This is a genomic window from Bacteroides sp. AM44-19 (genome assembly GCF_003603395.1).
GTDB lineage: Bacteria > Bacteroidota > Bacteroidia > Bacteroidales > Bacteroidaceae > Bacteroides > Bacteroides uniformis.
Map to the genome: position 1 here is coordinate 148,900 of NZ_QTNB01000004.1, position 26,970 is coordinate 175,869.

A 26,970-nucleotide genomic window follows, 5' to 3' on the forward strand; every position below is an offset into this window, starting at 1 on the left:
ATGAAAGGCAGAGGGAAGAAATGACGGCAATCATACAAAACAGATGCAGTTTTCGTACGGAACTGGCTGAGTGCGGCAGCAGGCATAAAAAGATTGGCTATCTTTGTTTCATCATAATAACCTTATTAACAACATTCCCCATGAAAAGACATCATCTGCTTTTTCTCTTTGCCGCTTTCATAGCTATAACGTCTTCTGCCCAGAAGCTGGACAATCTGGTAGAACTGAAACAGAAGTCGGAAAACCCACTGTTTCATCACTTGGACAAAGCTCCACGTACACCAGCTTTCGAGTGCGAAGGCTATTGGGCCTGGGGAAGTTCGGTAGTGAAAGGAGATGACGGCAAGTACCATATGTTCGTTTCCCGCTTTCCCAAGAGCTTGCCGTTCCATCCGGGATGGATGGTAGCCTCGGAGATTGTACATGCCGTATCCGAGGTACCGCAAGGACCTTACCGGTTCAGCGAAGTGGCCCTCCCTGCCCGTGGCGCGCAATACTGGGACGGACGCTCCACACACAATCCACGCATTTTGAGGCAGAACGGAAAATACGACCTTATCTATATGGGTTCCACCCACCCCTTTGCCGACCCTACTTACGAACAACTCACCCTGGAAAGCCCCTGGTGTACCGTTGCCCGTGCCAACAAACGTGTGGGACTGGCCGTTGCCGACTCGCCCTACGGTCCGTGGAAACGCCTGGACGAGCCCATCTTGAAGACCAAGCCCAATACTTTCTACAGTTTTCTGACCTCAAACCCCTCTCCTATCATTCAAGAAGACGGTTCGGTGATGATGATATTCAAGGGACGACATTACACGAACGGTTACCTGCACTCGGCCATGAGCCTCGGAATGGCTTATGCCCCTACCATAGAAGGTCCTTATCGGGTGCTGAACAATGACTATCCCATCTTTGAAGTAGACGGTCAGGGCGAAGCGGAAGACCCTTTCCTCTGGAAAGATGCAGACGGCTATCATGCCATCTTCAAAGACCATGTAGCCAAGTTTACCGGCGAACGGGGCGGAGGCGTCATGGCACATTCCAAAGACGGCATCCAATGGACTGTAGATAAAGACCCGAAAGCCTACTCGCTCACCGTGGAATGGGAAGACGGCAGCGTGGAGAAGCAAGGGCAACTGGAACGCCCCTTCATCCTCTTCGAGGACGGAAAGCCTGCCTACATCTTCTTTGCCACGATGGACGGGCCCGGAGGGTTCGAAAATGCATCCCGTTCTTGGAATATGGTGATTCCCATCAAAGACCGGAAGTAAAAATGTGTATCTTTGCAGCCATGAACGAGAACATATTACCCATCCACTTCGCCCCGCTGCAAGGCTATACCGATGCCGTCTACCGGCGGGCGCATGCACGCATTTTCGGCGGCATAGAGACCTATTACTCTCCTTTCGTACGCATGGAGCACGGAGAAATCCGGCGGAAAGATGCCCGTGACATTGAGCCGGACCACAACCCGGACCTGCACCTCATCCCCCAGCTCATTGCTCCGGATACGGACAAGCTGGAGCACATAATGTCCCTTTTCATCGAAAAAGGATACCGGGAAACGGACATCAATTTGGGTTGTCCTTTTCCGATGCTGGCCCGGCGCCACAATGGCTCCGGCATGCTGCCCTATCCCGAAGAAGTGAAGGCGCTGCTCTCCGAAGCCATCGACCGGCATCCCGACATCCGTTTCTCCGTGAAGCTGCGTCTGGGTTGGGAGCAGGCGGAGGAGTGTCTTGCCCTGCTACCGCTGTTCAACGAACTCCCCCTCGCACACATCATCCTGCACCCGCGTCTGGGCAAGCAACAATACAAAGGAGAGGTAGACCTGGAGGGATTTGAAGCTTTCTACAAAGAGTGCACCCACCCTCTGTTCTACAACGGAGACCTGCATACCGCGAACGATATCCGTTCTATCACCACACGATTCCCCCGATTGGCAGGTATCGTCATCGGCCGCGGGCTACTCGCCAATCCTGCCCTGGCGCTGGAATACAAGCAAGGAACCCCGATTTCTTCCGATGAAATGGCGAAAAAAGTGGGACAACTACACACCGAGGTCTTCAACGCCTATCAAGAGCTACTGCAAGGCGGTGAGGCACAGCTATTAATGAAAATGAAAAGTTTCTGGGAGTACCTATTGCCGGACGGAGACCGCAAAGCGAGAAAGACCATTCATAAGACCAGCAAACTGGCAAACTATCAGTCAGCAGTAAGCAATCTGCTCGGAACATATTAAACAACCGTTTCCAGTATCTTTCTCTATAGGAGAGAAAGGTTAAGACTCCTATACCGAATACCCACAACACCCGGATGTATTCACCCAAAACATGGGGATGTATTACCCCAAAACATCCCCATGTTTTATAGCACAACACCCGGATGTTATGGGGTAAAACATCCGGGTGTTGTGGGTATTCAGTATCAATGTCTAACCTATACTCTCCCTACCTCTTTAGCTCTATCTCTAAGCTTGCAGCATCCCGGCAAGTAAAGCGCAGCACAGTCTGATTCTTGTCTGCCGACAACACCTTGCAATAGGGCGTCTCGGCAACCTTCCACTGTCCCTTCAAAGTAACGGTTACGGGAATCTCCTGACTCTCATTGTCAGTCCACGGGCGTGAATAGATACTGCGCTCAATACGTTTTCCGTCTTTATCGAAAGCCTCATCACTCGGACCACGATACAAGGCCAGGTCGGGTTGGGAAACAGTCAGCAGAAGCTTGTCCTTATATTCGCGTATCATGACAAGGCACGATGTATCGGCTTTCTGCAACAATCCGTCGTCGGGCAGAGCCTGCGGAGTCTCAAACAAGACGTAAGAAGTAAGACCGTCTGCCGGAGAGCGCACAATGTGGGCGTTACGGTCTTGCTGGAGAATCTTGTAAGTGGGTTTCTTGGCGAATGCCTTCAAAGCGACGGCATCCGTATGGGGCAGCACTGCATATTCGTAGGAAGCGCCTTTCGGAGCTTTGCCATGCTGCAATGTCAAGGACACCCAGTCGCCGGAAGTAGGTTTGGTGCTACGTTCGCCTACGGTCACTTGCGGGAAGTTCTTCTCATATCGGGCAGCAGGACGGGAAGCTTTGGAAATGTAATAACCTACGCCATTGGGGTCTATATAAGTCTGTCCATCACTCTGATAGGACTCCCAGTACCGGCGGGTTTCGGGAGTAATGGCGGCAAGCTGGAACACGGTGGTTTCCGTGGGATATTCGGTATTCAGGTTTTCGATGTCCGTACCGAGGCATACAATGGTGCCGTCGAAGAAGTGGAACGACTTGCGGGCACGGTGAGAACCGTTATACTTATCATGTTCATGCAGCACCATACCGAAGTTACCGTTCAGATGTGCTTGGGACAAACCGCCGGCAAAAGCCTCGTCGGAATAGAGCATCTCCTCCATGCCGGAGAAGGTATCGACATTCAATACCCGGGCACGCAGCCGGTCGAAAGGCAAATGAATGCTCGTGACACCCGGAATACGATTCCAGTCGAAACCGGCTTCCTGCCAGCCACTGGTGGCAAAAGTAACCATTTCATCGGGTTTTCCGGTAAGAATCTGCATGCTGCCATGTGCCAGATAACGGCCATAGAAGTTGGCGGGGAGATAGTGCTCGGCAGCCCAAAGATAACGGGAATGTCCGCGTACTACGGCAGCCCAGTTGTCACGACGCTGTACGGACACGCAGCCGTAACCCAAAGCCAGATTGCCTTGCGGGTCGGGTTCCGGACGGAAGCCCTGGGCTTCGAGCAACTTCTTCATCTCCAATTCGTGGCGGGTGGAAGCCTTCGGCAGATAGTCGGGCGCATTCTTGTCCGGAGCTTCTGTATAGGCAACCAGGCGCAGATAGGCAGCCGCCATTTCGGGGTCATATTTCAGCTTGCCATCCGGCGTACCGGCAATGGCCATCGTGGCATATTGGATAGGTATCAGGCTTCCTCCCCCGTTGGGATGGCGTCCGGACATGGAAAGCGACCATTGCTTCAGATTGCAATAGAAACGCATGGTGAGAAGCACTTTCTTCACCGTCTCGTGTGCCTGCTCGGACAGACGGAACTCGGTACCACTCAGCAAGTAAATCATATTAGTGGCACCGTCCAGACCGCCCACTGCATAGGCAGGATAATTGTTGCAATGATGGAAGCAAGCACCGTCCGGCTTGAAAGAACCGGCCAGTCCCGGCGCAGGAAGGCAGCCTTTGTCCAGCCAACGGGAGAAGGAACGCAGGTATTGCAGTTTCTCCGGGGTATCCTCCATAATCAGAATGCTGGCTATGCGGCCTTGCAACTTGGTGTTGAACGTATCTATATCAATACCGTTGACGGCAGGTTCGGGATATACCTCATTGGTGATGGCATACCAGTTGAGCGTACGTACCGCCTCTTCCAGCTTACCTGCCTCACGCAACACGTCCTTCATCAAGAAATAAGCCACAAACAGACCGCGCATACTATATCCGTAATGGTGGATATTCCCCCAGCAACTGCCATAGGCAATACCCTGGTCGGTGGCGTTATCGTACATGGCGATGAATTTCTGCTTCAACTCGTGTTTCAGCGCCGCATCCTCCGCATTGTTGTAGGCGATGGCGACGCGTTTCATCAGGTTGAAATAGTCGCTTATCTCTATCCCCAGTCTGGAGAACATATCTTTGTCCCAATCGGGTACCATACGTTCGTATGCCTCGGAGTGACGTACGAAATAGATAGGACGTCCTGCTACCTTGCCGTTCTTGTAGGTAATCCGATAAAAATCATACTTCTCACGGATGGACTGCATCTCCTTGTCCGAAAGCGCGGAAGGTGTGTAGAGCATGCCGCGGAAACGCTTCTCCATAATCCGTATATCCTGCTTCTGCGCCTCGGTCACGTCTGTCAGAGGGATGTCCGGTTTCCACAAGGAGTGTTCGTAGATAACCAGCCAGTGGTTGGTGGTTCCCTTATTTACAAACGGTACCTGCAAGTCGGCAGTCTGCTGGCGGGCATCTACCTTGCTGGCAGTAATCAGATGGTCGAAAAAGAGTTTCCCTTTCACGTCGGGGGCTACAATGCGGATTTCGTCCATCCCTTCTTCCGGGGTGCCTTGCATATCGCGTTCATAACATACCCATGCTCCGCGCCAACCGGTGAAGTTGATGCCAAAAGGAAAAGAGGTGCATACCTTGCCATCCTTCAGGAACTCGAACCGAATCTGCTTGTCCTGGGCCTGCTCATTGTACACCCATACGATGAAAGCCGAAAGATAGGTGTCTTTCCCCGTCGGGTCTTTCTTCTCAAACTTCAAGTCTTTTTTGATAGACAGTGCGGCACCCGGCTCGAAAGTCCAGCTCAAACTGTGGTCGCCATCCCTATAATGTTCGTCGCTAATGCCCAACTGCGAACCAGCTGCCGTAGTGACAAACGCCGGAACCTGCTTCTCCTCAAAAGAAAGCAAGCGCTCATTCTTCACGATTTGTGCATGTACACTGCCCGGCAGCAACATGCAAACGAGCGCTACCGCTCCTATTTTCCATTTACTGAATTGCATCATGTCTGTTTATTTAAGGTTATCGATATTTGCTACTTGGAAATCTGCAAAACGTACGTGGTTCTGCCACAACCGTAAGGCGAAATAGCCGTCTCCTTTGCCATCGGCAACCGGTAAGCTGAAAAGCTCTTCACCATCCATGGCATAAGTGGTGGCTCCATTCTCCACACGGATTTTAACTTCATACCAATGGTTGGGCTTCAAAAGGTGGGCGGCATCGGTATACTCTTTCAAGATGGGTTTAATCTTTGCATCGTCCACTCCATAATACTCTCCATGGTATTCACGGAAACGCGTAGTTCCATTATCATTACCGCCGTAGCCCACATAGTAAAGGTCCAGCGTATTGTAATTCTTGAACTCGCCGTTGCGCCATGCACTGCGGGCAAAGAAGTCATCCGGATGCCGGGGGTCATCGGCCCCCCAAAAACAATTCAAGTCGCTGAGACGGTCGTAGCTACCATTCTCAACCACCACTTGTACCCGGTAGGTAATCTCATAGTTTCCCGTCAACCGTTCCTTATACCAAAGGGACAGCCCGTCCGGAGATACAATATCCATCGTATCGCCGATACATGTAATTTCCACTTTTCCGGAAGAATCCTCCACGACCCAGGCGGTAAGCCGGCAGGAAGCGCCCATCTCCATACCGGGGAGGACACATAAGAGAAGTTGCATCAAAAGAAGTTGTAACCGCATATTTCAATGTATTAGTACGGTACAAAGAAACCCCTCTTTTTGGAAAAAGAGGGGCATAAATCGTACAGAAGAAGGATAAAATAATGATTGAGGCGGATTTCTGCCCCCACTTCATCAAGGATGAAGTTCTTCGAAAGCCTTGTTTTCCTCTTGTACCGCCTGAATAGTTTCTTCCAGTTCATTGATAGGGAGATCGAAGTTGTACCAGTCGTTATAGCAGTCGGTGACATACCACTTGCCATCCGTCAGTTCAAAGACCACACGAAGGGAAGGTTCTGATTCATCATAGCCTGCTTCGAACTCTTTATGGGCAGGCTCATTGACAGTGAAGTGAGAAATATAGGTACCTCCCTCCTCTTCGGTAGTACGTCCTTCCTTCAGCGTTTCTTCGTCTAGCAATGCCCACTTCTCGCGGGTGAAGGGAAAAGTCTGTTCCGTCTCACCGTCATCCTTCAAGAGGGCGATGGGAGACTTCAAAGGAAACTTGATTCGGGAATACTGGAATGAAGCACTGGACGTGAATTTCTGGAGAAATGTCTTGAAATCCTCCTCTTCGGCAGCCAGACCATTGAGAGTCGTCAGCATGAGTGCCGCAAACAGACAAAAAACAAAGCGGATAGCCTTCATATACTCGGATTATTTTTCAATGCGCAAAGATAATATAAAAGTAATAAAATGCTAAGGCTATGGGGCGATAATTATTATCATCTATGTTTCAGATACTCGTAACCAAACCGGCAACGCAAGCAGTCTTTCTTGTCACAATATTCCTTTTGAAGTTGAAGCAGAGCCTGCGAATCGGCAGCGGTAGATACCGGCAAACCGGCACCATCCCAAAGTCGGGTTACGTGATTGTTTTCGGCCTTCAAGGATTCAAGGAAACGGGTGGCACGGTCACACAAAACGTCATCGGCCTTGTGCAGGCCATAAGCATAAAGAAACGGGATGACCGTATTGATGGCAATCAGATTCAAGGCACCGTCCCCTACCCGCTTTTCCCTTCGGGGTGAAACCTTTCTGAAATTGAAGTGCTCCTCCCAATACGCGGAAGTCTTGGCAGCCAGTATCTTCTTCACCGCCTCCAGCGTTTCAGCCTCCATAACACGCGAGAAGAGCGACTGCTCCTTGTGATACAGACAGGCAAGCTGGGCGAGGCGTACATGTGGAAAGTTATCGGGACGAAGACGCAGAAACCGCCACTGCTCAACAGACATGGGAGCTGGCAGCTCGAACTTGTGTTGCAGGTAGCGGAACTCTTTCTGAAGTATCAAATAATAATCATCTGCCTCTGCCGAGACCTCCTCCAGCAGGCCTGCCTGCCCCAGGAAGAAAGCCTCCACTTGAAACAGACTGTCCCGATGCTTGTCTACGGCGCGGAATGGAAGGCGGTTTGCCCATGCCTCGAAAGCATCCCCATTCAGCCCGAAGCCGAAGTTACGAGCAAGAGTAATGAAGAAAACATCCTCCCAATGATGATTGCAGCGTTCGAGCCGCTGGGATATAACGCATGCTTTCTGCTCAAAACGCTCTACCTGCAAAGCGGACAGCCAGGAGTGGACGGTCAGCTTTGGGAGGGAGGCAAGGATGGAATAGCAGGGAGGATAAATCTCTGTCTGCCGAAGCTCTTCATAGCGCAAGCGGACAGTGTCGGGGCAAGTGAGCACCATCTGGGGAACCAGCTCACCGTTCGTGCGGTACACATCACAATTCGATTCGCCCACCACGTGCAGGATGACGGTATCATACGCCTTGTCACGGTCGTGCCTATGGAGCAGCCAGTCTGATGCCTGCGTATGCACTTCGACGTTGCCCACCCAGAGCGTACCGTCTATTTTCAGTTTGGCATTAAAAAAATCGGGGCCTGCATTCATGTTCGGCAAACCGGGATCTATCACTTCTACCGGCCGGCCGGAGGTTGTTTGGAGTGCTGACAAAGGAAATATTTTGTGCTTCCAAACATAATGCAGTAGTTGTTCCATGTTAACAAGACGTTAATGTTGAGCACAAATGTAAGAAAAAGATTATCTTTGCGACCTATAGTTTGTTGATAAACTAAATAAAAACAGATAGAAACAATGAAAATCGCATTAATCGGCTACGGAAAAATGGGCAAGGAAATCGAGAAAATAGCCCTTGGCCGCGGACACGAAATTGTAAGCATCATCGATGTCGACAATCAGGAAGACTTTGAATCGGCAGCCTTCAAGAGCGCCGACGTTGCCATAGAGTTCACCAACCCCATAGTTGCATACAATAACTATATGAAGGCATTCCAGGCCGGAGTCAAATTGGTATCCGGCAGTACGGGATGGATGGCGGAACATGGAGACGAAGTGAAGAGACTTTGTACCGAAGGCGGCAAGACACTGTTCTGGTCGTCCAACTTCAGTCTGGGAGTAAGCATATTCTCTGCCGTCAACAAGTACCTCGCAAAGATAATGAACCAATTCCCTGCCTATGATGTGACAATGAGCGAAACGCACCACATCCACAAGATGGACGCTCCGAGCGGAACGGCCATCACGCTTGCCGAAGGTATTCTGGAGAATCTCGACCGTAAGGACAAATGGATAGAAGGAACTTTCCAGGCTCCCGACGGAACCGTTTCGGGCTCTACGGAATGTGCAGCCAATGAGCTGTCCATAAGTTCTATCCGCGAAGGAGAAGTACCGGGCATCCACAGCATCCGCTACGACTCCGAAGCCGACAGCATCACTATCACCCACGATGCCAAGAATCGCAGGGGATTTGCCTTGGGAGCTGTCCTTGCTGCCGAATATACCGCCAAGCACGAAGGTGCTTTGGGAATGAGTGACTTGTTTCCATTTTTAAAAGACTAAAACATCATGAGAAAAGCAACACGCACCCAATGGATTAAATTCAGTATAGTCACCCTGCTCTACCTTGCCTTTCTGATTTGGGTAAAAAGCTGGCTGGGACTGATTGTACTACCCTTCATTTTTGACATCTACATCAGTAAGAAGATACCCTGGGGGTTCTGGAAGAAATCGGAGAATCCTGCCGTACGCAGCATCATGAGTTGGGTGGATGCCATCGTGTTTGCGCTGGTAGCCGTCTACTTCGTAAATATCTACGTGTTCCAGAATTACCAGATACCGTCTTCCTCACTGGAGAAATCCTTGTTGGTAGGCGATTTCCTTTACGTCAGCAAGATGAGCTATGGCCCGCGCGTACCGAATACGCCGCTTTCCATGCCGCTGGCACAACATACACTACCGGTATTCAACACCAAGTCGTACATCGAATGGCCTCAATGGGAATACAAACGTGTGCCGGGCTTCGGCAAAGTGAAACTGAACGATATTGTGGTGTTCAACTTCCCGGCAGGCGACACGGTAGCCACCAACTTCCAGCAGACAGACTTCTATACCCTTGCTTACGAAGAAGGAAAACGCGTGTATCCCAACAAGGTGAATATGGACAGCCTGACACGCAAGCAGCAACGTACCGTCTATGATTTGTACTACAATGCCGGACGTAACCTCATCCGTTCCAATCCGAGAATGTACGGTGACATTGTCATACGCCCCGTTGACCGTCGTGAAAACTATGTAAAACGTTGCGTAGGCCTGCCCGGCGATACGTTGCAAATCAAGAAAGGACAAGTATACATCGACGGCAAAGCCATTGAGAACCCTACAGAAATGCAATTCAACTACTTTGTACAGACAACGGGACCTTATATCACCGATGATATGTTCCGTGAACTGGGCATCAGCAAAGAGGACCAGACACTGATGACCGACGGTCTGGGCTGGGAAGAGAATCTGATTGAAATGGGATTGGACCGCCGGGATGCCCAAGGAAGACTGGCACCGGTCTATCATCTTCCGCTTACCAAAAAGATGTACGAGACCCTTTCGGGCAACAAGAAACTCATCAGTAATATTATCATCGAACCGGGAGAGTTCTCGGGACAGATGTATCCGCTGAACCTTTACACCAAATGGGACCGCAATAACTACGGTCCAATCTGGATTCCCGCCAAAGGTGCCACCATCAAGCTAACCGAGGATAACCTGCCCATCTACGAACGCTGCATCGTTGCCTATGAAGGCAACAAACTGGAAGTCAAGGAAGACGGCATCTACATCAATGGTGAAAAGACCGACTCCTATACCTTCAATATGGACTACTACTGGATGATGGGCGACAACCGCGACAAGTCCGCCGACTCCCGTTACTGGGGCTTTGTGCCGGAAGACCATGTCGTAGGAAAACCGATTGTAGTATGGCTGTCACTGGACAAAGACCGCAACTGGTTTGACGGCAAGATACGCTGGAACCGGATATTCAAGTGGGTGGACGGCATTAAATGAATTAAAGAGTTAAAGAATTAAGAATTAAGAGTTAAAGAATTAAAGAGGGAGGTGGGGAAACGACCTCAAGCCTTTCCTTCTTTCACTCTTTAATTCTTTAATTTCGAACGACAGGATGAAAGGATGGAAGATGGCAATTGCAATGGTTGGAGTAGTGCTCGTCGTAGTACTGCTCCGGGGTTGTGTGACAACTTCCTATCTTATCCCTTCTTCCGGTATGGAGAACTCACTGTACCGGGGTGAATGTATTCTTGTAAACAAGTGGAGCTACGGTCTACGGCTTCCTTTTATGAAGTTATGGGGATATCATCGCTGGGCGGACAGTCCGGTGCAGAAAGAGGATATTCTTGTATTCAACAATCCTGCCAATCTTTCAGAACCCGTGATTGACCGACGGGAAGTCTTTATCAGCCGTTGCATCGGTACTCCCGGAGATACCTTGCTGATAGATTCGCTTTTTTCAGTGATTCCTTCCGAAAAGAATGCACCCGACCAGAAGTTCCTTTATTCTTACCCCAGGCAACGGGAACGACAGTTGGATTCATTGCTTTCCATCCTTTCCATCGCTCCCAACAAACTATTGGGGCAGGACTCAATAAAGAATATACGCAGTTTCAGCCGTTATGAACACTACTTGTTGGAACAAGCCATGAATGGGAATTGCTGGATAGAACCGATTGTCAAGGAAGACTCCATGGAGATGCTGAAACCTCTGATAATCCCCAGCAAAGGCAAAGCCATACGCGTATATCCGTGGAACAAGACTTTGTTGCGAAATACCCTGGTACTTCACGAAAAGAAACAGGCCGAAATCAAGAACGACACCCTTTATGTGGAAGGCAAGCCCGTGCAACACTGCTATTTTACCAAAGACTACTACTGGGTAGGTGCCAACAATGCCATCAATCTTTCGGACTCCCGCCTTTTCGGTTTCGTCCCCGAAGACCACATCATAGGCAAGGCATCTATCATCTGGTTCTCCAAAGAAAAGGGAACAGGATTCTTCAACGGCTACCGTTGGGACAGAATGTGGAAAAAGGTGGAATGACAAACAAGCGAAAAAATAAACGTACAAACAACGAACAGTAATTTCAATCGTAAATCGTCTAATCATAAATACACCGATGAAAACCGTATTTCTTTCTTCTGCCTACCTAGCCCCCGTAGAGTATTACACCAAATTGCTGGCATACGACAAAGTGTTTATCGAACAGCACGACCACTATATGAAGCAGACCTACCGCAACCGCTGTACCATTGCCGCACCGGACGGTGAATTGGCTCTTTCTATCCCCACCGTCAAACCGAATACCCTGAAATGCCCCATGCGGGATATACGTATTTCCGACCACGGTAACTGGCGGCACCTGCATTGGAATGCCATAGAGTCGGCCTATAACCATACTCCTTTCTTTGAGTATTATAAAGACGATTTCCGTCCTTTCTACGAAAAGAAGTATGAATTCCTGGCCGACTTCAATGAAGAACTTTGCCGTCTCATCTGTTCCTTGATAGATATACAGCCCGATATGGAACGTACCTCTGAATACCGGACCGAATTCACTCTGGATGAAACAGACTTCCGCGAAAGCATCCATCCGAAAAAGGACTTCACGCTGGAAGACACAGCGTTCTCACCACAGCCCTATTATCAGGTATTTCAGGAGAGACTTGGTTTTCTGCCCAACCTAAGCATCATAGACCTGCTGTTCAATATGGGGCCGGAAAGTCTGTTGGTGTTACAAAAGTCTATTACTTGCTGAATTTCTGCAGAAATTCCGGCAAGTTCTCCCCCTCTCCAAGACCCAGCTTCTTCCGCAGACGATACCGGCTGATTTCAACCCCACGCAAAGAGATATTCATCAATGGAGCTATCTCTTTAGAAAGCAGATTCATCTTTATATATGCACACAACAGCTTATCTTTGTTATTCAATCCAGGATATGCCTCTTCCAGCTTCCGGAAGAAGTCGTGATGTACCGAGTCAAATGTACTTTGGAATGCCTGCAAATCATCATCATGCTCTATATTCGTTTCAATCTGTCCTAACAGGCGGAGTGTTTTACGACGAAGAGAAACCAAATTCGCTTCATTGATGGAATGGGAAATGCCCAAAACTTCCTTCTTAATTCCCAATAGCATCTCATTTTTACGTACTATGTTCAATGTCGTACGAATCAACTCTTCCGATTTATGATGCAATTCGGAACGCAGATTCTCCTCCTTCAATAAATCAATCTTTCTGTCCTTCAAATCACTCTCCTCCTTGAACTGCTGTTTCTGTCTGTAAAGTTCCAGTTCTTTCTGCATCAACAAGTGCTTACGACTAGCGGCAATGCGATAATACATATAATACAGTAATAGAACGATAGCCATACTATACGCCAGGTAGCTCCACCAAGTGCGATACCATGGAGGTAATACCTCAAAAGCAAAAGATGTCACTATAGGAACCGTGTCCTTATCCGTAAACAACTTTACACTGAATATATACTTGCCTTCATGCAAACCAGTAAACTCTTTCTTGTTATTCTCGCTATACTCACTCCACTCACCTTCCTCACTGCCATTACTTAACCTATAAGAATAAAGGGCTGTCTGCATTTTACTATAGTTATTGGCACTATACTCTATACGGAGAGAATTATGGGTATAGGGAATTATCACCGGACTATCATCATATGAATAACTCCGGCCATAAACAAGCGAATCACGCTGTCCCGTCATATATACTTTCCTGATTTGCAAAGTAAACGGAGAACGATACGGTGACTGACTATCCAGCCTAATGAGTGAAAAACCTTCTTCGGTACCGACCACAATCTGTCCCTGATTACAAAAATAGACATCTTCGAAATTCTCAATTAGTGATTCACGCAGGAACGTTTCATGTTCTACCCGATAATATTTCTTTTCAGCGGCATCATAACGTAAAACCTTCAACCGGCCATCCGCTACGTACCATATATTCTTCAAAGAGTCTGCCTTCAGATAAGTGTAAACTTTTCCATCCAGCAGATTCTCCAGACGTGTAAATCTCTCCAAACAATCACGTGTCTGGTCATAACTCCACAAACCGTGATGAGAAGTTACAACGACATCACCATCCACCTCCGACAAACAAGCATCATAACCAAGCGGGAAAGTTTTGTTGTTATAATCTTTAAACTTCCTTACCTGCCTCAAATCCTCGGATAAAGTGACCCTGGATACTCCGTTTTCCTTATTGGCTATCCACAAAGTATTCGCCGTTAACTTTTCCGGCAACATATCTTTGCATGAACGGGGAAATCCTTGAATCCTGCATTCTACCCTCCAATGTGTACCTTTTTTCACAAGAAGATACAGCCCACTATATGTACCTGCCAACAATACATCTTCATGCCCGGCCAGCTTTACAATATCCCATACTCCCTTAAGACCGTCAAGATGTTCTATCCGTTTATCATCTGCAATGAATATACCGTTGTCCGAACAGCAAAACATCTTGTCGTCATATTCACGAAGTGACCATATCTGCCCACCTGTACCGGGTACAAAGTCCACCGGATATTCCTTATTCAACCGCCTGGGAAAAGTTGTACAATACAGTCCCTGATTGGTTCCCAAATAAAAACGTCCCTGATAATGACACGACGCATAACCTGAACCTATAACAGACCTGCCCCCATACAATGAAGCAACACGTGCATTCAGATGAATACAGTCAATCCCATTGTCCAAACCCAGCCATAGATGTCCGGCCTCATCAAACATCATACTTAGTACAGTCTTGTTTTGCAATCCATTACCTGTAGATATGACTTCCGCTTCATCTGTCTTCAAATTCAGCAAACAAATTCCATTCTGAACACTCCCTAATGCCAACAAGGAGTCTTTCAAAGCAGCACAAAAAAGCTGGTTCCGACTACAAAAGTCATCAGCCGCCGTTGCATACTTCCGCAAAACGGAACCATCATAAACAAACAATCCTTTATCCCTACTTACAACAATCAATTTATCCTGATAGGACAGTAAACCACCTGTTTTCACCGTACTTCCTATGTCAGAAGTGTTATCTACCGGTATAAACTCCGTACCGTTCAATATCATCAATCCTTTGGAAGAAGTCATATAGAATTTATTCCTGACTACCAATGAAGAATAAATATCCGAAAAAACATCTATCTGGCTAATCTTGCCATTTTCCAAACAAAAGAAACGACGATCTGACTGAAAACAAATTCGATTTTTATCCGACAGAATATTCCAGATTATCCCTACAGATACCGTCGACGGCAAACTGTCTGACAAGCATGTGTAATCCAAACCACCTAAAGGACTTGGACAAAAATAGCCAAACTGCCCCATTCCACCGATATAAATCCGATTATCACTTCCAATTTCCAGAGCACGTGTTTTAGCGTTCCTAATGGGATACGTGTTCCAGGCTACACCATCAAACTCCAACAAGCCTTTATTATTGGCTATATATATCCAACCATTGTCATGTTGCCGAATATTCCAATTCTGATTACCAGCTTTATAAGTATGCCTCGTATAATTCATGATAGGCCGTTGCCAATCGGCCCTCAAGGAAATCGAAAACAACAGCAGAAAAATACAAGTCAGAATAAACACTCGATTCATAGCGGTTAATATTTGTTCTTTACAAACACAAAGATAATACCTTTTTGCAGTAAAGACATTTATATATATAAAAATAAGAGCATATAGCAAAATCGCAAGATGTACCATTTTTACATTTTATTCAACTGATTATAAAAATTTTATATCATGGAAGAGAAAGCTTTGATGTAGTCATAACACATGATTGAGAAAGTTTTGATGTAGCCCTTTTGCCTTAGTGAATATAAGAGAAGACTACTTTTGCCCCTGACAAAATACATAACTTACAATTAATTAAATCTACGTATTATGAGAAAAAAGATCTTTTTCCGAAAGCTGGTACAGCTACTTTTCTTCTGTTGTATGCTTCTTACCAGTTTGGGAACTTTTGCCCAAAGTAGTATTACTATTAAAGGACAAGTGGTAGATGAAACTACCAGTGAGCCCCTTATCGGGGTTTCAATCCTTGAAAAAGGGACAAATAATGGAATCATTACCGACATTGACGGTAATTTCAGTCTCCAGGCTTCCCTCAATTCAACTATTGTAATTTCTTACATCGGGTATGTTACTCAAGAAATTCCAGTCAACCATGTAAAAGGAACCATCAGACTGAAAGAGGACACACAAACACTGGATGAGGTGGTTGTTGTAGGATTCGGTACACAAAAGAAAGTAAACCTCACCGGTTCTGTGGCTACTGCTTCAGCCAAAGATCTCGAAGCCCGCCCCGTGAGCAGTGCCGTACAAGCACTGCAAGGTGTTATCCCTGGCTTGAATATCTCAAACAGTGGGCATGGTGGTGAACTGAATGCCAGCAAATCCATCAACATTCGTGGCAATGGTACCGTAGGCAAAGACGCTAATAATAATGACTATGCCAGCGGTTCACCGCTCATCTTGATTGATGGTATGGAAGGAGACCTCAATACCATTAATCCACAAGATATTGAGAGTATCTCCGTATTGAAAGACGCAGCAGCCTCGTCCATCTACGGTTCACGCGCGCCTTTCGGAGTCGTATTGGTAACCACCAAATCCGGTAAATCCGGTCGCCCGGTAATTAACTACAACAACAGTTTCCGTTTCAACACCCCCATCAAGATGCCCAAAATGATGAATGCATGGGAATACGTTAACTATTACGATGAAGCCATGTTCAACAAAAACAGCACACACTACTATACAGAAGAGTACAAGCAGAAAGTGAAAGACTATGTTGACGGTAAACTTGCCCCTAATGACGTCGCCGAAGCACAAGGCAACGGTAAATGGAATTATGACTATACCTGGGGCAATGTAGACTGGCTACAAGAATACTACCGTAACTGGTCTACTGCACAAGAACATAATGCCAGTATCAGTGGAGGTACAGAAAAGTTTACTTACTACATGTCAGCCAATTATTTGGGACAAAGCGGCTTCATGCGCTACGGCACAGACCACAACAAGCGCTATAACTTGACAGGAAAAATTTCTGCCCAAATTACAGATTATGTAAAGGTAGACTATTCCACCCGTTATTCACGCACCGATTATGACCGCCCAAGTATACTATGGAATGATTTCTATAACAATGTACTCCGTCGCTGCCGTCCGGTACGTCCCCTGAAAGACCCCAACGGCTACTACATGTCCGACATCAACTACATCGAGGCCTTGCAAAACGGCGGTCGTCAGAACGAAATCAACGATGGGCTTTCCCAACAAGTACGTATTACCATTACCCCACTGAAAAACTGGAATATCATCGGTGAACTCAACATCAAGACCGACAATAATTGGACACATTATGAACACAAGCGTGTATACTCACACATGGCCAACGATCCAGAGAAAACATATGTAGCTACCATGACCGGGCCAAGTGAAGACAAGGTGTACGAATACGCCTACAAATCGCTCTTCCTGAATCCCAATGTTTATACCAACTACGACATCACCCTGGGGCAGCACACCATTGCAGCCACAGCCGGTATGCAGATTGAACGGCAAAAATATCGTGATGTAAGCGCACAACGCGCTGACATGATTTCTACCGACCTTCCAGTTCTCAACTTGACTACCAGTTCACAATCTTACGGCATTTCAGGTGTTGTGCAAGAGTGGGCCAGTGCAGGTTTTTTTGGCCGCATCAACTATGATTATGCCGGGCGTTATTTGGTAGAAGGTAACCTCCGCTACGACGGTTCCTCCCGCTTCCGCCGTGGTAACCGCTGGATTCTAACTCCTTCCTTCTCACTCGGCTGGAATATTGCCCGCGAAGCATTCTTCGAATCTCTGGCAGAAAAAATTTCTACCTTAAAGTTAAGAGTATCTTACGGCACACTGGCCAATGCCAACATCTATAACTGGTATCCCACTTATCAGACAATGGATGTAAAAGCATCCAATGGTAACTGGCTCATCAACAATGCCAAGCCCAATACTGCCGAAGCTCCGAAACTGGTTTCTTCTTCACTGACTTGGGAAAAGATCAAAAGTACCAATATCGGTCTGGATGTAGCTGCTCTCAACAATCGTCTGACCGGTTCTTTCGACTATTTCATACGCAAAACAGAAGACATGATGGGACCCGGCATTGAATTACCCGCCGCACTTGGTACCAATGTTCCCCCTACCAATAATACCGATATGAAGACCTATGGCTGGGAACTTCAAATCGGGTGGCGTGACCAAATCGGTGACTTCAAATATGGAGCCAAACTAAGTCTTTCCGACTCGCAAAGCAAGATTCTACGCTATGGTAACCCTACCGGTTCCCTTTCCAAATATGTGGAAGGCGAACTCATCGGTAATATTTACGGTTACACAACCATCGGCATTGCCAAGACCGATGAAGAAATGCAGCAGCATCTCGCTTCACTACCCAACGGTGGACAAAGTGCGTTAGGCAGCCAATGGGCGGCCGGAGACATCATGTACGCCGACCTCAACGGGGATGGTAAAATCAATAACGGAAGTTATACCATCAATGATATGGGTGACATGAAAAAAATCGGTAACAGTACCCCCCGTTTCATGACGGGCATCAACCTGGATGCTGCCTACAAAGGATGGGACTTACAAATGTTCTGGCAAGGCGTACTGAAGCGCGACTGGTGGCCGGGCGATAAAAACATGACTTTCTGGGGTGTAACGGACGGTGAATGGTGGTCTACCTCGTTCAAAGAGCATCTCGACTACTTCCGTACATCCGAAAATCCACTGGGAGAGAATCTGAATTCCTATTACCCACGACCGATTTTTAATACAAAAAACAACAAAAGCCAGACCCGCTATCTGCAGAATGCAGCCTACATGCGTCTGAAAAACATACAGGTTGGCTATACTTTCCCCAAAGTATGGATAAACAAACTTATGCTACAGAATCTGCGCATCTTTGTTTCCGGCGAAAACCTATTGACCATTACCAGCCTCAGCGATACCATGGACCCGGAAACATGTGGTGCCGGATACCAAAGCACCGAACAAGCAAACGGTACGGTATATCCACTGGCAAAGACAATATCATTCGGATTAAGTGTTAACTTCTAAAACAAAAACAAGAATATGAAAACATTAAAGTATAAACATATCGTAAAAGGAATCGTTTTGGGATGCATGCTCATGACCGGAACCGGTTGTGATGATTTCTTGGATATCACCCCTCCCTCTGACGTTGCTCCCGAAAACTATCTGGTGGAAGAGAGTCAATTAGCTGCCTATACTATCCGTTATTACACGGATAACTTCCCTTCACTGAACAGCTTATATGGAGATGACGAAATGGCTACGGACAACGCCACCACCCGCAACTCCAGCAACCGTTACCTAATTGGCGAATGGAAAACTCCGGCAAGTGGCGGCGAATGGAACTTCAACAACATTTATACGTTGAATTATTTCATCCAATCTACCGAGAAGAATCTGGAAACCGGAAGTATCAAAGGAAACTCAACCAACATCAAGCACTACATTGGTGAAGGCTATTTCCTACGGGCCTACCAATATTTCTACCGTTTACGCAAATTGGGCGATTTCCCCATCATCAAAGAAGTATTGCCCGATAACAAAGAAGCACTTGTCGAAGCTTCCAAGCGACAGCCACGCAATGAAGTAGCTCGCTTCATTCTGCAAGACCTGGACAAGGCAATCGAATATTTGACCAACAATCCTGACGGAGGCAAAGCGCGCATTACAAAAAATGCCGCACTTGTGCTAAAAGCCCGTGTAGCCTTGTTCGAAGCAACCTGGGAAAAATACCATGCCGGGACTGCACTAGTTCCAAACGGTAAGGGATGGCCAGGAGCTGAAAAAGATTATAATAAAGGATATCAATTCCCCAGTGGAAGCCCCGAAGCGGAAGTGAACTTCTTCCTCGACCAGGCTATCAACGCCTCCCAGACCGTAGCAGATGCCGTGGCACTGACCGCCAACAACGGTAGTATACAGCAATCTGCTGCCGATGCCGCCAACGACTACTATGACATGTTCGCTACCCAGAACCCGAACGGATATCCCGAGGTCCTGATGTACCGTCCCTACAACCGTGACTTGAGCATAGGTACCGACTACAACCATCACATTTACTACGGGTATGCCCGTGGCTATACACACCAGATGGAACATTCCTTTCTCATGAAGAACGGTCTGCCCGTCTATGCAGAAGGTAGCGGTTACAAAGGCGACGACTACATCGGTGATACCAAGATAGACCGCGATGACCGTTGGCGCCTCTTCATGAAGGCTCCGGGTGAAGTAAAAACATTCATCAACACTACTAGTCCCGAATACTTCTCCACTACCCCGATGGTCTATTCCGATGACGTGAAGTACTCTACTGCCACAGGATACCTGCTGGGTAAAGGTTACTCCCACGACTTGAAGGACCAGGATCTGAACAAAGACCAGACTGCCGCCATCATGTTCCGGGCAGCAGAAGCCTACATTACTTACATTGAAGCCTACTACGAAAAGAACCATAAACTGGATGACAAAGCCGACAAATACTGGCGTGCCTTGCGTACTCGTGCCGGTATTGAACCCGATTACAACAAGACCATTGCCGCTACCGACATGGGGCAAGAAAAACTATATGATTGGGGAGCCTATTCCACCGGACAATTAATAGACAAAACACTGTTCAATATCCGCCGCGAACGCCGCAATGAATTTATAGGAGAAGGCTACCGTTACAACGATTTGATCCGTTGGCGTGCCATGGACCAGCTGAATGGTTTCCAGATAGAAGGAATCAAGCTGTGGGGTCCCATGATTAAAGACTATGAAACAGCAGGACTGACCGACAAACTAATTTACGGTAAAAGCGATAAAGAAAACACCATCTCATCACCGGAATTAAGCGAATATGTACGCCCCTACCAAGTAGCGTCTACCGGACTGTACTACAATGGATTGAACTTCTGCCAGGCACACTACCTCAGCCCGATAGCCGAAAGTCATTTCCTGATTACAGCTTCAGACGGTGAAACCACCAGCACCTCCCCCATTTACCAGAATTCGGGATGGCCAATCAAAGCTAACGAATCCGCTGACAGATAATCACATGCATCCGGAATAAAAAGGTTGTTTTCTAAACCGGGAGGCGAAAATATCACATTTATCTTTATTTTCGCCTCCCCTTTCATTATCTTTGTCAGCATCACAGTTCTATAATACTTTATCTTTTATCATGAGAATCTTCAAGCATATACACAAACCGGTCTGTTGGACAATTGCTACAATAATTATTTTTTCTATCCTGGCCCCGTCCAGTCTTTATGCACAACGGGAAATCCAAACCATCAACGACAGTTGGAAGTTCCGAAAAGGCGAATGTACCGCTGCCTTAGACAGCACTTTCAAGGATGACGAATGGGAGGATATTCACCTGCCCCATACTTGGAATACCGACGCATATACCGAGAAGGATTATTATCGGGGTACGGGATGGTACCGTAGACAAATAATCCTGCCACAAGACTGGATAGGGAAACAAGTTTTTCTGAAACTGGATGCTGCCAGCAAAGCAACTTGTATCTATATCAATGGAAAGAAAGTCGGTGAACATACTGGAGGTTACACTGCAAGCACACTCAACATTACTCCATTTCTCTCCTTCAACTCACCCAACATGCTGGTTATCCGCGTGGATAATGCCAGAATGGACATTCCGCCTATTTCGGGTGACTTTACCTTCTTCGGCGGTATTTATAGAGATGCATGGCTCATCGCCGTACCCAGCCAACATTTCAATCTGACAAATCATGGTTCCGACGGTATCTTCATCACCACTCCCCGGGTATCCGAGCAACAAGCCACCTTGTCCATCCATGGCGAAATAAAGAATGATGCCCGGGAAAAAGCAGCACTCGAACTGGTACACTCCATCTACCACCCTGATGGAACCCTCCTCCAAACGCAAAAGCAGTTTATACAGCTCAAAGCCGGAGAGACACGAAACTTTGACAGCAATATATCTCCTATCCTCCAACCACTGCTATGGACTCCGGAAACGCCCTACCTCTACAGAGTAGAAACCACCTTGTTCAACTGCAAAACAAAGTCCATCGTAGACCAAAGCAACCACCATACCGGTTTCCGCTGGTTCCATTTCGAATCCAACAAAGGCTTCTACCTTAACGGAAAGCCCTATAAACTGCGCGGTATCTGCCGCCACCAGGACCAGAAACCTATCGGTGTAGCCCTGACGGACGAAATGCACCGCCGTGACATGAAACTAATGAAAGAGATGGGAGCCAACTTCATCCGAATTTCCCATTATCCACAAGACGACGCTATCATAGAGATGTGTGACAAGCTGGGAATGCTGGCATGGGAAGAAATTCCCGTCATAGACATTGTGCCCGACACACCGGGTTACGGAGACAACTGCGAACGCAGCTTACGGGAAATGATACGCCAACATTACAATCATCCGTCCATCATCATTTGGGGATACATGAATGAAATATTACTTGTCACCCAACGAAAATATAAAACCGAAAACGAGCTGAAACCCGTTATAGAACGTACCCTTGCACTGGCCAACAGACTGGAACAAGTTCTGAAAGAAGAAGACTCCACCCGTATCAGTGCCATGGCATTCCACGGCAGCAACAGCTACAATGAAACCGGCTTAAGCGAAATAACAGACATTATAGGCTGGAATCTATATCAAGGATGGTATGGAGGCGATGTCACCGGATTCGAGAAGTTTCTGGCAGAACAACACCGCAATTACCCCACCCATCCGATGATTGTCAGCGAATATGGTGCCGGTTCGGACAAACGGCTGCACTCCCTGAATCCCCGTGCCTTTGACTTCAGCATCGAATACCAACAAAAGTTCCTTGAGCACTATCTGCCCATACTAGAAAATACGCCCTATGTCTGTGGCGGTACCCACTGGAACTTCATAGACTTCTCTTCCGCACTCAGAGATGAATCCATGCCGCGCATCAACAACAAGGGACTAGCATACTCTGACCGGACTCCCAAAGATGTTTTCTACTACTATAAAGCAGCCTGGCGCAAAGATATTCCGGTGCTGCACATCGCCAGCCGTGACTGGATATACCGTACCGGAATACAACAAGGTGACTCCTCCGTGCTGCTGCCGGTCAAGATATATACCAATCTTCCCGAAGTGGAACTTTCCATCGACGGGAAATCACTGGGTAGACAACAGGTAGACAACTATACTGCCATTTTTAAAGCACCGTTCAGCAGCAAAGAACCACTGTTACTGGTTCAAGGGAACTACCAGGGAACCACTGTTCAAGATGGAATAAAGGTACATTTTACTCCCATCCCGACAAACCTGAACTCTACAGGACTGAAAGACCTGGAACTGGCCGTCAATGTAGGAAGCCAGTGTTTCTATACATCCGATGAAAGTCGATTAACCTGGCTTCCAGACCAGCCCTACACAAAAGGCAGCTGGGGATACATCGGAGGCAAAGAGTTGAGCACACAGACCGAAATCCGGAGAACGGCAGACGGCCCTCTTTTCCAGACCTTGAGAAACGGAATAGAAGGATACCGTTTCGATGTTCCCCGAGGAGTATACGAAGTGGAGCTCCTCTTTACGGATATTTTTCTCCAGAACGAAGGAATAGCCTACCAATTGGGAAGAGAGGGAGAACAAAAAAGCCGTGAGAACACCTTTGGCATTTCCGTAAACGGAAAGATGCTGGAAGAAAAACTTTCTCCCTGCAAAGAAAGCGGATACTGCCAGGCCATGAGAAAGAAATACATAATCACCAACGATACAGACCACATAGACATACGCTTCCATCCGGCAAGCGGAACATGCTTCTTGAACGGTATCAAACTACGAAATATTCACTAACTCTAAAATAAAAAGACATGAAACTGAAAGCAGCAGCCCAATGGATGCTTGCCATCTTGCTTATGGCACCCTGCATGCAAGCGCAATCCGTATGGAACACAACACACCTTGCCAATGTGAAACGCTCCATCCGGGAACCGTTCTACGCCACAGCCTACGAGACACTGAAGAAGGAAGCGGACAGACTATCGGATGCACAGCCTCTTTCCGTCATGATGAAGGAAAAGACACCCGCCAGCGGTGACAAGCACGACTATATGAGCCAGGCCCGCTACTTTTGGCCCGACCCTGCAAAACCTGACGGCCTACCCTACATCAACCGCGACGGCATATCGAATCCCGAACTGAACAAACTGGACCGCAACCGTCTGGGAACAACCGCCAACCGCATCACCACCCTGGCATTGGCCTGGTACTTCAGCGAAGAAGAAAAATATGCCCGGAAAGCTACTGAGCTTATCCGTGTATGGTTTCTGGACAAAGCCACCCGGATGAATCCTAATCTGGAATACGCGCAGATGATACCGGGGCACAATAACGATAAGGGGCGCTGCTACGGACTGATAGACACCTACTCCTTCATAGAGATGCTGGATGCCGTAGCACTACTGGAACAATCAAAAGCATTTACTGCCAAGGACAGCAAACAACTGAAGAAATGGTTTGCCGAACTGACCGACTGGATGCTCACCAGTCCGCAAGGCAAAGAAGAAGCAGCCGGAGCCAACAACCACAGTGTGGCCTACGACGCCCAAATCATAGCTTTCGCCCTCTATACCGGCAACAAGAAGCTGGCACAAGAAGTGGTCGATACTTTCGCCGAAAAACGTATCTTCCCACAGATAGCCCCCGACGGACGGCAACCGTACGAACTACAGCGTACCCTTGCCTTCCACTATTCACAGTACAACCTGACTCATTTCATCGACATTATGCTGATGGCAAGGACACTCGGAACCCATATAGACAATGCCACTTCCGCCGACGGACGAAACTTCTACAAAGCTATGGATTTCCTGGCATCCTACGTCGGGAAAAGCCTCAGCGAATGGCCCTACCAACAAATAAGCGGCTGGGAAGGCTCCGTGCAGAATTTCTGCAAAGACCTTTACCGAACGGCTGTCTACCTGAATCCTGCACGCAAGGATTATCTGCGCCTCTATCGTGCCCACCGCATCCTGAATCCTCATGACAACTTCAACCTGCTGTATATGCAGGCCACCGAAACAGACCATGCCTATGCCTTTGCTGCCGGACAGCTGGAACTTGCCATGAAATGCGCCGACAAGGCGAAGAAGGAAGAGAAGAATGCCGCCCGGCGCCGCGTCATCCCCCGTAGCATCAACAAGGACGGTTCGCTGGCCATGGTACATCCCCACGACTGGTGTTCGGGCTTCTTTGCCGGCTCATTGTGGCAGGTGTATGCCTATACGCATGATGATTACTGGCGTCAGGCTGCCATCTCCTGGACGTGGCCCATTGAAGAGGCCAAGTGGCACCGGGGCACGCACGACCTCGGCTTTATGATGTACGACAGCTTCGGAAAAGCCTACAAGCTGACCGGTGAACGTTCTTACCTGGACATAGTGCTGCAAAGTGCCAAGACTCTGATGACCCGCTACAGCCCGAAGGTGAAAAGCATCCGTTCCTGGGACCACAACCGTGAGGTATGGAGCTATCCCGTCATCATAGACAACATGATGAACCTGGAGATGCTGTTCCGTGCCACCCAACTTACCGGAGACTCCATTTATTGGAATATAGCCGTGAACCATGCCAATACCACCCTGAAAAATCATTTCCGCACGGACTACTCTTCCTACCATGTGGTAGACTATCATCCGGAGAACGGTGAAGTCCGCATGAAGTGTACCCACCAGGGTTACTCTGACGATTCTTTCTGGAGCCGCGGACAAGCTTGGGGACTGTACGGTTTCGCCATGTGCTACCGCTTCACCAAAGACCCGGCCTATCTGAAGCAAAGTGAAGGCATTGCCGATTTCTTCCTCAACCTGCCCAACATGCCCGAAGACTTCGTCCCCTACTGGGACATGAAAGCTCCCGGAGTAGACGGTCTGCAAAGTCACGTCGCAGTTGACAGTGTGCCCCGTGACGCATCGGCTGCCGCCCTTATCGCTTCCGGCCTTTATGAGCTCTGCACATATATCACTCCGGAGAAAGGGAAACGCTACAAATCCATTGCCGACAAGATTGTCGGCAACCTCGGCAGGCATTACCAAGCAGAACCGGGCACACACTACGGTTTCCTGCTGCTGCACTCCACCGGGCATTATCCCGGAGGGAGCGAAATCGACGTGCCGCTGAACTATGCCGATTATTTCTATCTGGAAGCATTGGCACGCAAGGAAGCATTGGATAACCAGTAGTAGACAAACAAGACGTGAATGGCTTCAAATTTAAAGGAATTGAAGGGAGTTAGATATACATCAACAGAAGTATTGGACGTTAACTCCTAAGCCGACTTGTCGGCTGATAACTCCCTTAAATGAAATAACCATGATAAATACATCTTTTTTGTACGATTGCAAGTGCAGCACAACGGATTATTCCGTATTTTTGCAACGCTAATCAAATAAAACACAACGTAATTTTTAAATGAACGAATCATGAAAAACTTATTTGACATTAAAGACAAAGTAGTGGTCATAACCGGCGGAACAGGAGTATTGGGGAAAGCCATCGCCTTTCATCTGGCAGAAGAAGGTGCAAAGGTCGTCATTTTGGGACGCAAGGCAGAAATAGGGGACGCCATTGCCGGAGAAATCAAGGCAAACGGTGGAGAAGCCATGTTCCTGACAACCGACGTGATGAACCGTGAACTGCTGGAACAGAACCTGGCAGATATACTGAAAGCCTATGGCCGCATAGATGCCCTGCTGAATGCAGCCGGCGGAAATATGCCGGGTGCCACCATCGCGCCCACGGGCACTTTCTTCGATTTGAAGATAGAAGAGTTCCAACGGGTGCTTGAATTAAACCTGACGGGTACCGTACTGCCTACACAAGTCTTCCTCAAACCGATGGTGGAACAGAAGACAGGCGCTATTGTCAACTTCTCCAGCATGGCTGCTTTCCGCCCCATGACGCGTGTAGCCGGATATGCTGCCGCAAAAGCCGGTATCTCCAATTTCACAGCCTTCATGGCTACGGAAGTTGCCAAGAAGTTTGGTGAAGGTATTCGTGTAAATGCCATCGCACCCGGATTTTTCCTCACAGAGCAGAACCGTGCCCTGCTGACGAACCCGGATGGAAGCTACACGGAACGTGGGCAAGATGTGATTCGCCAAACTCCCTTCGGACGTATGGGCCGTGCAGAAGAGCTTTGCGGAACCATCCAATACCTCATCAGCGATGCTTCCAGCTTTGTCACCGGTACGGTGGCTGTAGTGGACGGAGGGTTCAACGCATTCGCCATGTAAATAGTAAATTG

The 26,970-nt window shown here is 47.9% G+C and carries 16 protein-coding genes; 11 read left to right on the forward strand and 5 right to left on the reverse strand.

Going from position 1 to position 26,970, the window contains the following annotated elements:
• Positions 1 to 140: 140 nt before the first annotated feature.
• Both DW947_RS08705 and DW947_RS08710 read left to right on the forward strand, forming a co-directional pair.
• Complete coding sequence (locus DW947_RS08705) at positions 141 to 1,274, forward strand: glycoside hydrolase family protein (RefSeq protein ID WP_119958481.1); 1,134 nt, start codon at positions 141 to 143, stop codon at positions 1,272 to 1,274.
• Positions 1,275 to 1,276: 2 nt separating this feature from the next.
• Positions 1,277 to 2,245: a tRNA-dihydrouridine synthase family protein gene (locus tag DW947_RS08710; protein WP_016272106.1), complete on the forward strand. Its 969-nt coding sequence runs from the start codon at positions 1,277 to 1,279 to the stop codon at positions 2,243 to 2,245.
• A gap of 208 nt (positions 2,246 to 2,453) precedes the next feature.
• On the opposite strand, the gene DW947_RS08715 is transcribed toward DW947_RS08710, so the two are convergent.
• The 4 genes from DW947_RS08715 to DW947_RS08730 all read right to left on the reverse strand — a co-directional run bounded on the left by DW947_RS08715 (position 2,454) and on the right by DW947_RS08730 (position 8,215).
• Complete coding sequence (locus tag DW947_RS08715) at positions 2,454 to 5,540, reverse strand: chondroitinase family polysaccharide lyase (protein WP_035457499.1); 3,087 nt, start codon at positions 5,538 to 5,540, stop codon at positions 2,454 to 2,456.
• A gap of 6 nt (positions 5,541 to 5,546) precedes the next feature.
• A complete protein-coding gene (locus tag DW947_RS08720; RefSeq protein WP_005826049.1) occupies positions 5,547 to 6,236 on the reverse strand; it encodes a DUF6250 domain-containing protein in 690 nt (229 codons plus the stop codon).
• A 114-nt stretch (positions 6,237 to 6,350) separates the two neighbouring features.
• Entirely contained in the window at positions 6,351 to 6,863 is a 513-nt protein-coding gene (locus DW947_RS08725) for a hypothetical protein (RefSeq protein ID WP_005826053.1), read from the reverse strand.
• A 77-nt stretch (positions 6,864 to 6,940) separates the two neighbouring features.
• A complete protein-coding gene (locus DW947_RS08730; protein WP_016272108.1) occupies positions 6,941 to 8,215 on the reverse strand; it encodes a DUF2851 family protein in 1,275 nt (424 codons plus the stop codon).
• A gap of 96 nt (positions 8,216 to 8,311) precedes the next feature.
• Here DW947_RS08730 and dapB point away from each other — a divergent pair, with 96 nt between their 5' ends.
• The 4 genes from dapB (at position 8,312) to DW947_RS08750 (ending at position 12,339) form a co-directional block, all read left to right on the forward strand.
• On the forward strand, positions 8,312 to 9,076 hold the full coding sequence (gene dapB / locus DW947_RS08735; RefSeq protein WP_119958482.1) for a 4-hydroxy-tetrahydrodipicolinate reductase: 765 nt from the start codon (positions 8,312 to 8,314) through the stop codon (positions 9,074 to 9,076).
• Between the two features lie 6 nt (positions 9,077 to 9,082).
• The gene (gene lepB / locus DW947_RS08740; RefSeq protein WP_119958483.1) at positions 9,083 to 10,576 is read left to right on the forward strand and encodes a signal peptidase I; all 1,494 of its coding nucleotides are present in this window, start codon (positions 9,083 to 9,085) and stop codon (positions 10,574 to 10,576) included.
• Between the two features lie 115 nt (positions 10,577 to 10,691).
• A complete protein-coding gene (lepB, locus tag DW947_RS08745) occupies positions 10,692 to 11,624 on the forward strand; it encodes a signal peptidase I (RefSeq protein ID WP_057097407.1) in 933 nt (310 codons plus the stop codon).
• Positions 11,625 to 11,700: 76 nt separating this feature from the next.
• Entirely contained in the window at positions 11,701 to 12,339 is a 639-nt protein-coding gene (locus tag DW947_RS08750) for a WbqC family protein (protein ID WP_022401881.1), read from the forward strand.
• On the opposite strand, the gene DW947_RS08755 is transcribed toward DW947_RS08750, so the two are convergent.
• The gene (locus tag DW947_RS08755) at positions 12,329 to 15,205 is read right to left on the reverse strand and encodes a hypothetical protein (RefSeq protein ID WP_057097405.1); all 2,877 of its coding nucleotides are present in this window, start codon (positions 15,203 to 15,205) and stop codon (positions 12,329 to 12,331) included. The two genes, DW947_RS08750 and DW947_RS08755, sit on opposite strands and share 11 nt — an antisense overlap.
• A gap of 288 nt (positions 15,206 to 15,493) precedes the next feature.
• Between DW947_RS08755 and DW947_RS08760 the strand changes: the two genes are divergently transcribed.
• The 5 genes from DW947_RS08760 (at position 15,494) to DW947_RS08780 (ending at position 26,959) form a co-directional block, all read left to right on the forward strand.
• Entirely contained in the window at positions 15,494 to 18,721 is a 3,228-nt protein-coding gene (locus DW947_RS08760) for a SusC/RagA family TonB-linked outer membrane protein (protein WP_022401884.1), read from the forward strand.
• A 15-nt stretch (positions 18,722 to 18,736) separates the two neighbouring features.
• Complete coding sequence (locus tag DW947_RS08765) at positions 18,737 to 20,728, forward strand: RagB/SusD family nutrient uptake outer membrane protein (protein ID WP_119958484.1); 1,992 nt, start codon at positions 18,737 to 18,739, stop codon at positions 20,726 to 20,728.
• 130 nt (positions 20,729 to 20,858) lie between these two features.
• Complete coding sequence (locus tag DW947_RS08770; protein WP_057097400.1) at positions 20,859 to 23,519, forward strand: glycoside hydrolase family 2 TIM barrel-domain containing protein; 2,661 nt, start codon at positions 20,859 to 20,861, stop codon at positions 23,517 to 23,519.
• Between the two features lie 17 nt (positions 23,520 to 23,536).
• Positions 23,537 to 25,906, forward strand: coding sequence for an alginate lyase family protein (locus DW947_RS08775; RefSeq protein WP_119958485.1), 2,370 nt, complete (start codon positions 23,537 to 23,539; stop codon positions 25,904 to 25,906).
• A gap of 240 nt (positions 25,907 to 26,146) precedes the next feature.
• Positions 26,147 to 26,959, forward strand: a complete 813-nt coding sequence (locus DW947_RS08780; RefSeq protein WP_119958486.1) for an SDR family oxidoreductase — start codon at positions 26,147 to 26,149, stop codon at positions 26,957 to 26,959.
• The last annotated feature ends 11 nt before the right edge of the window (positions 26,960 to 26,970 follow it).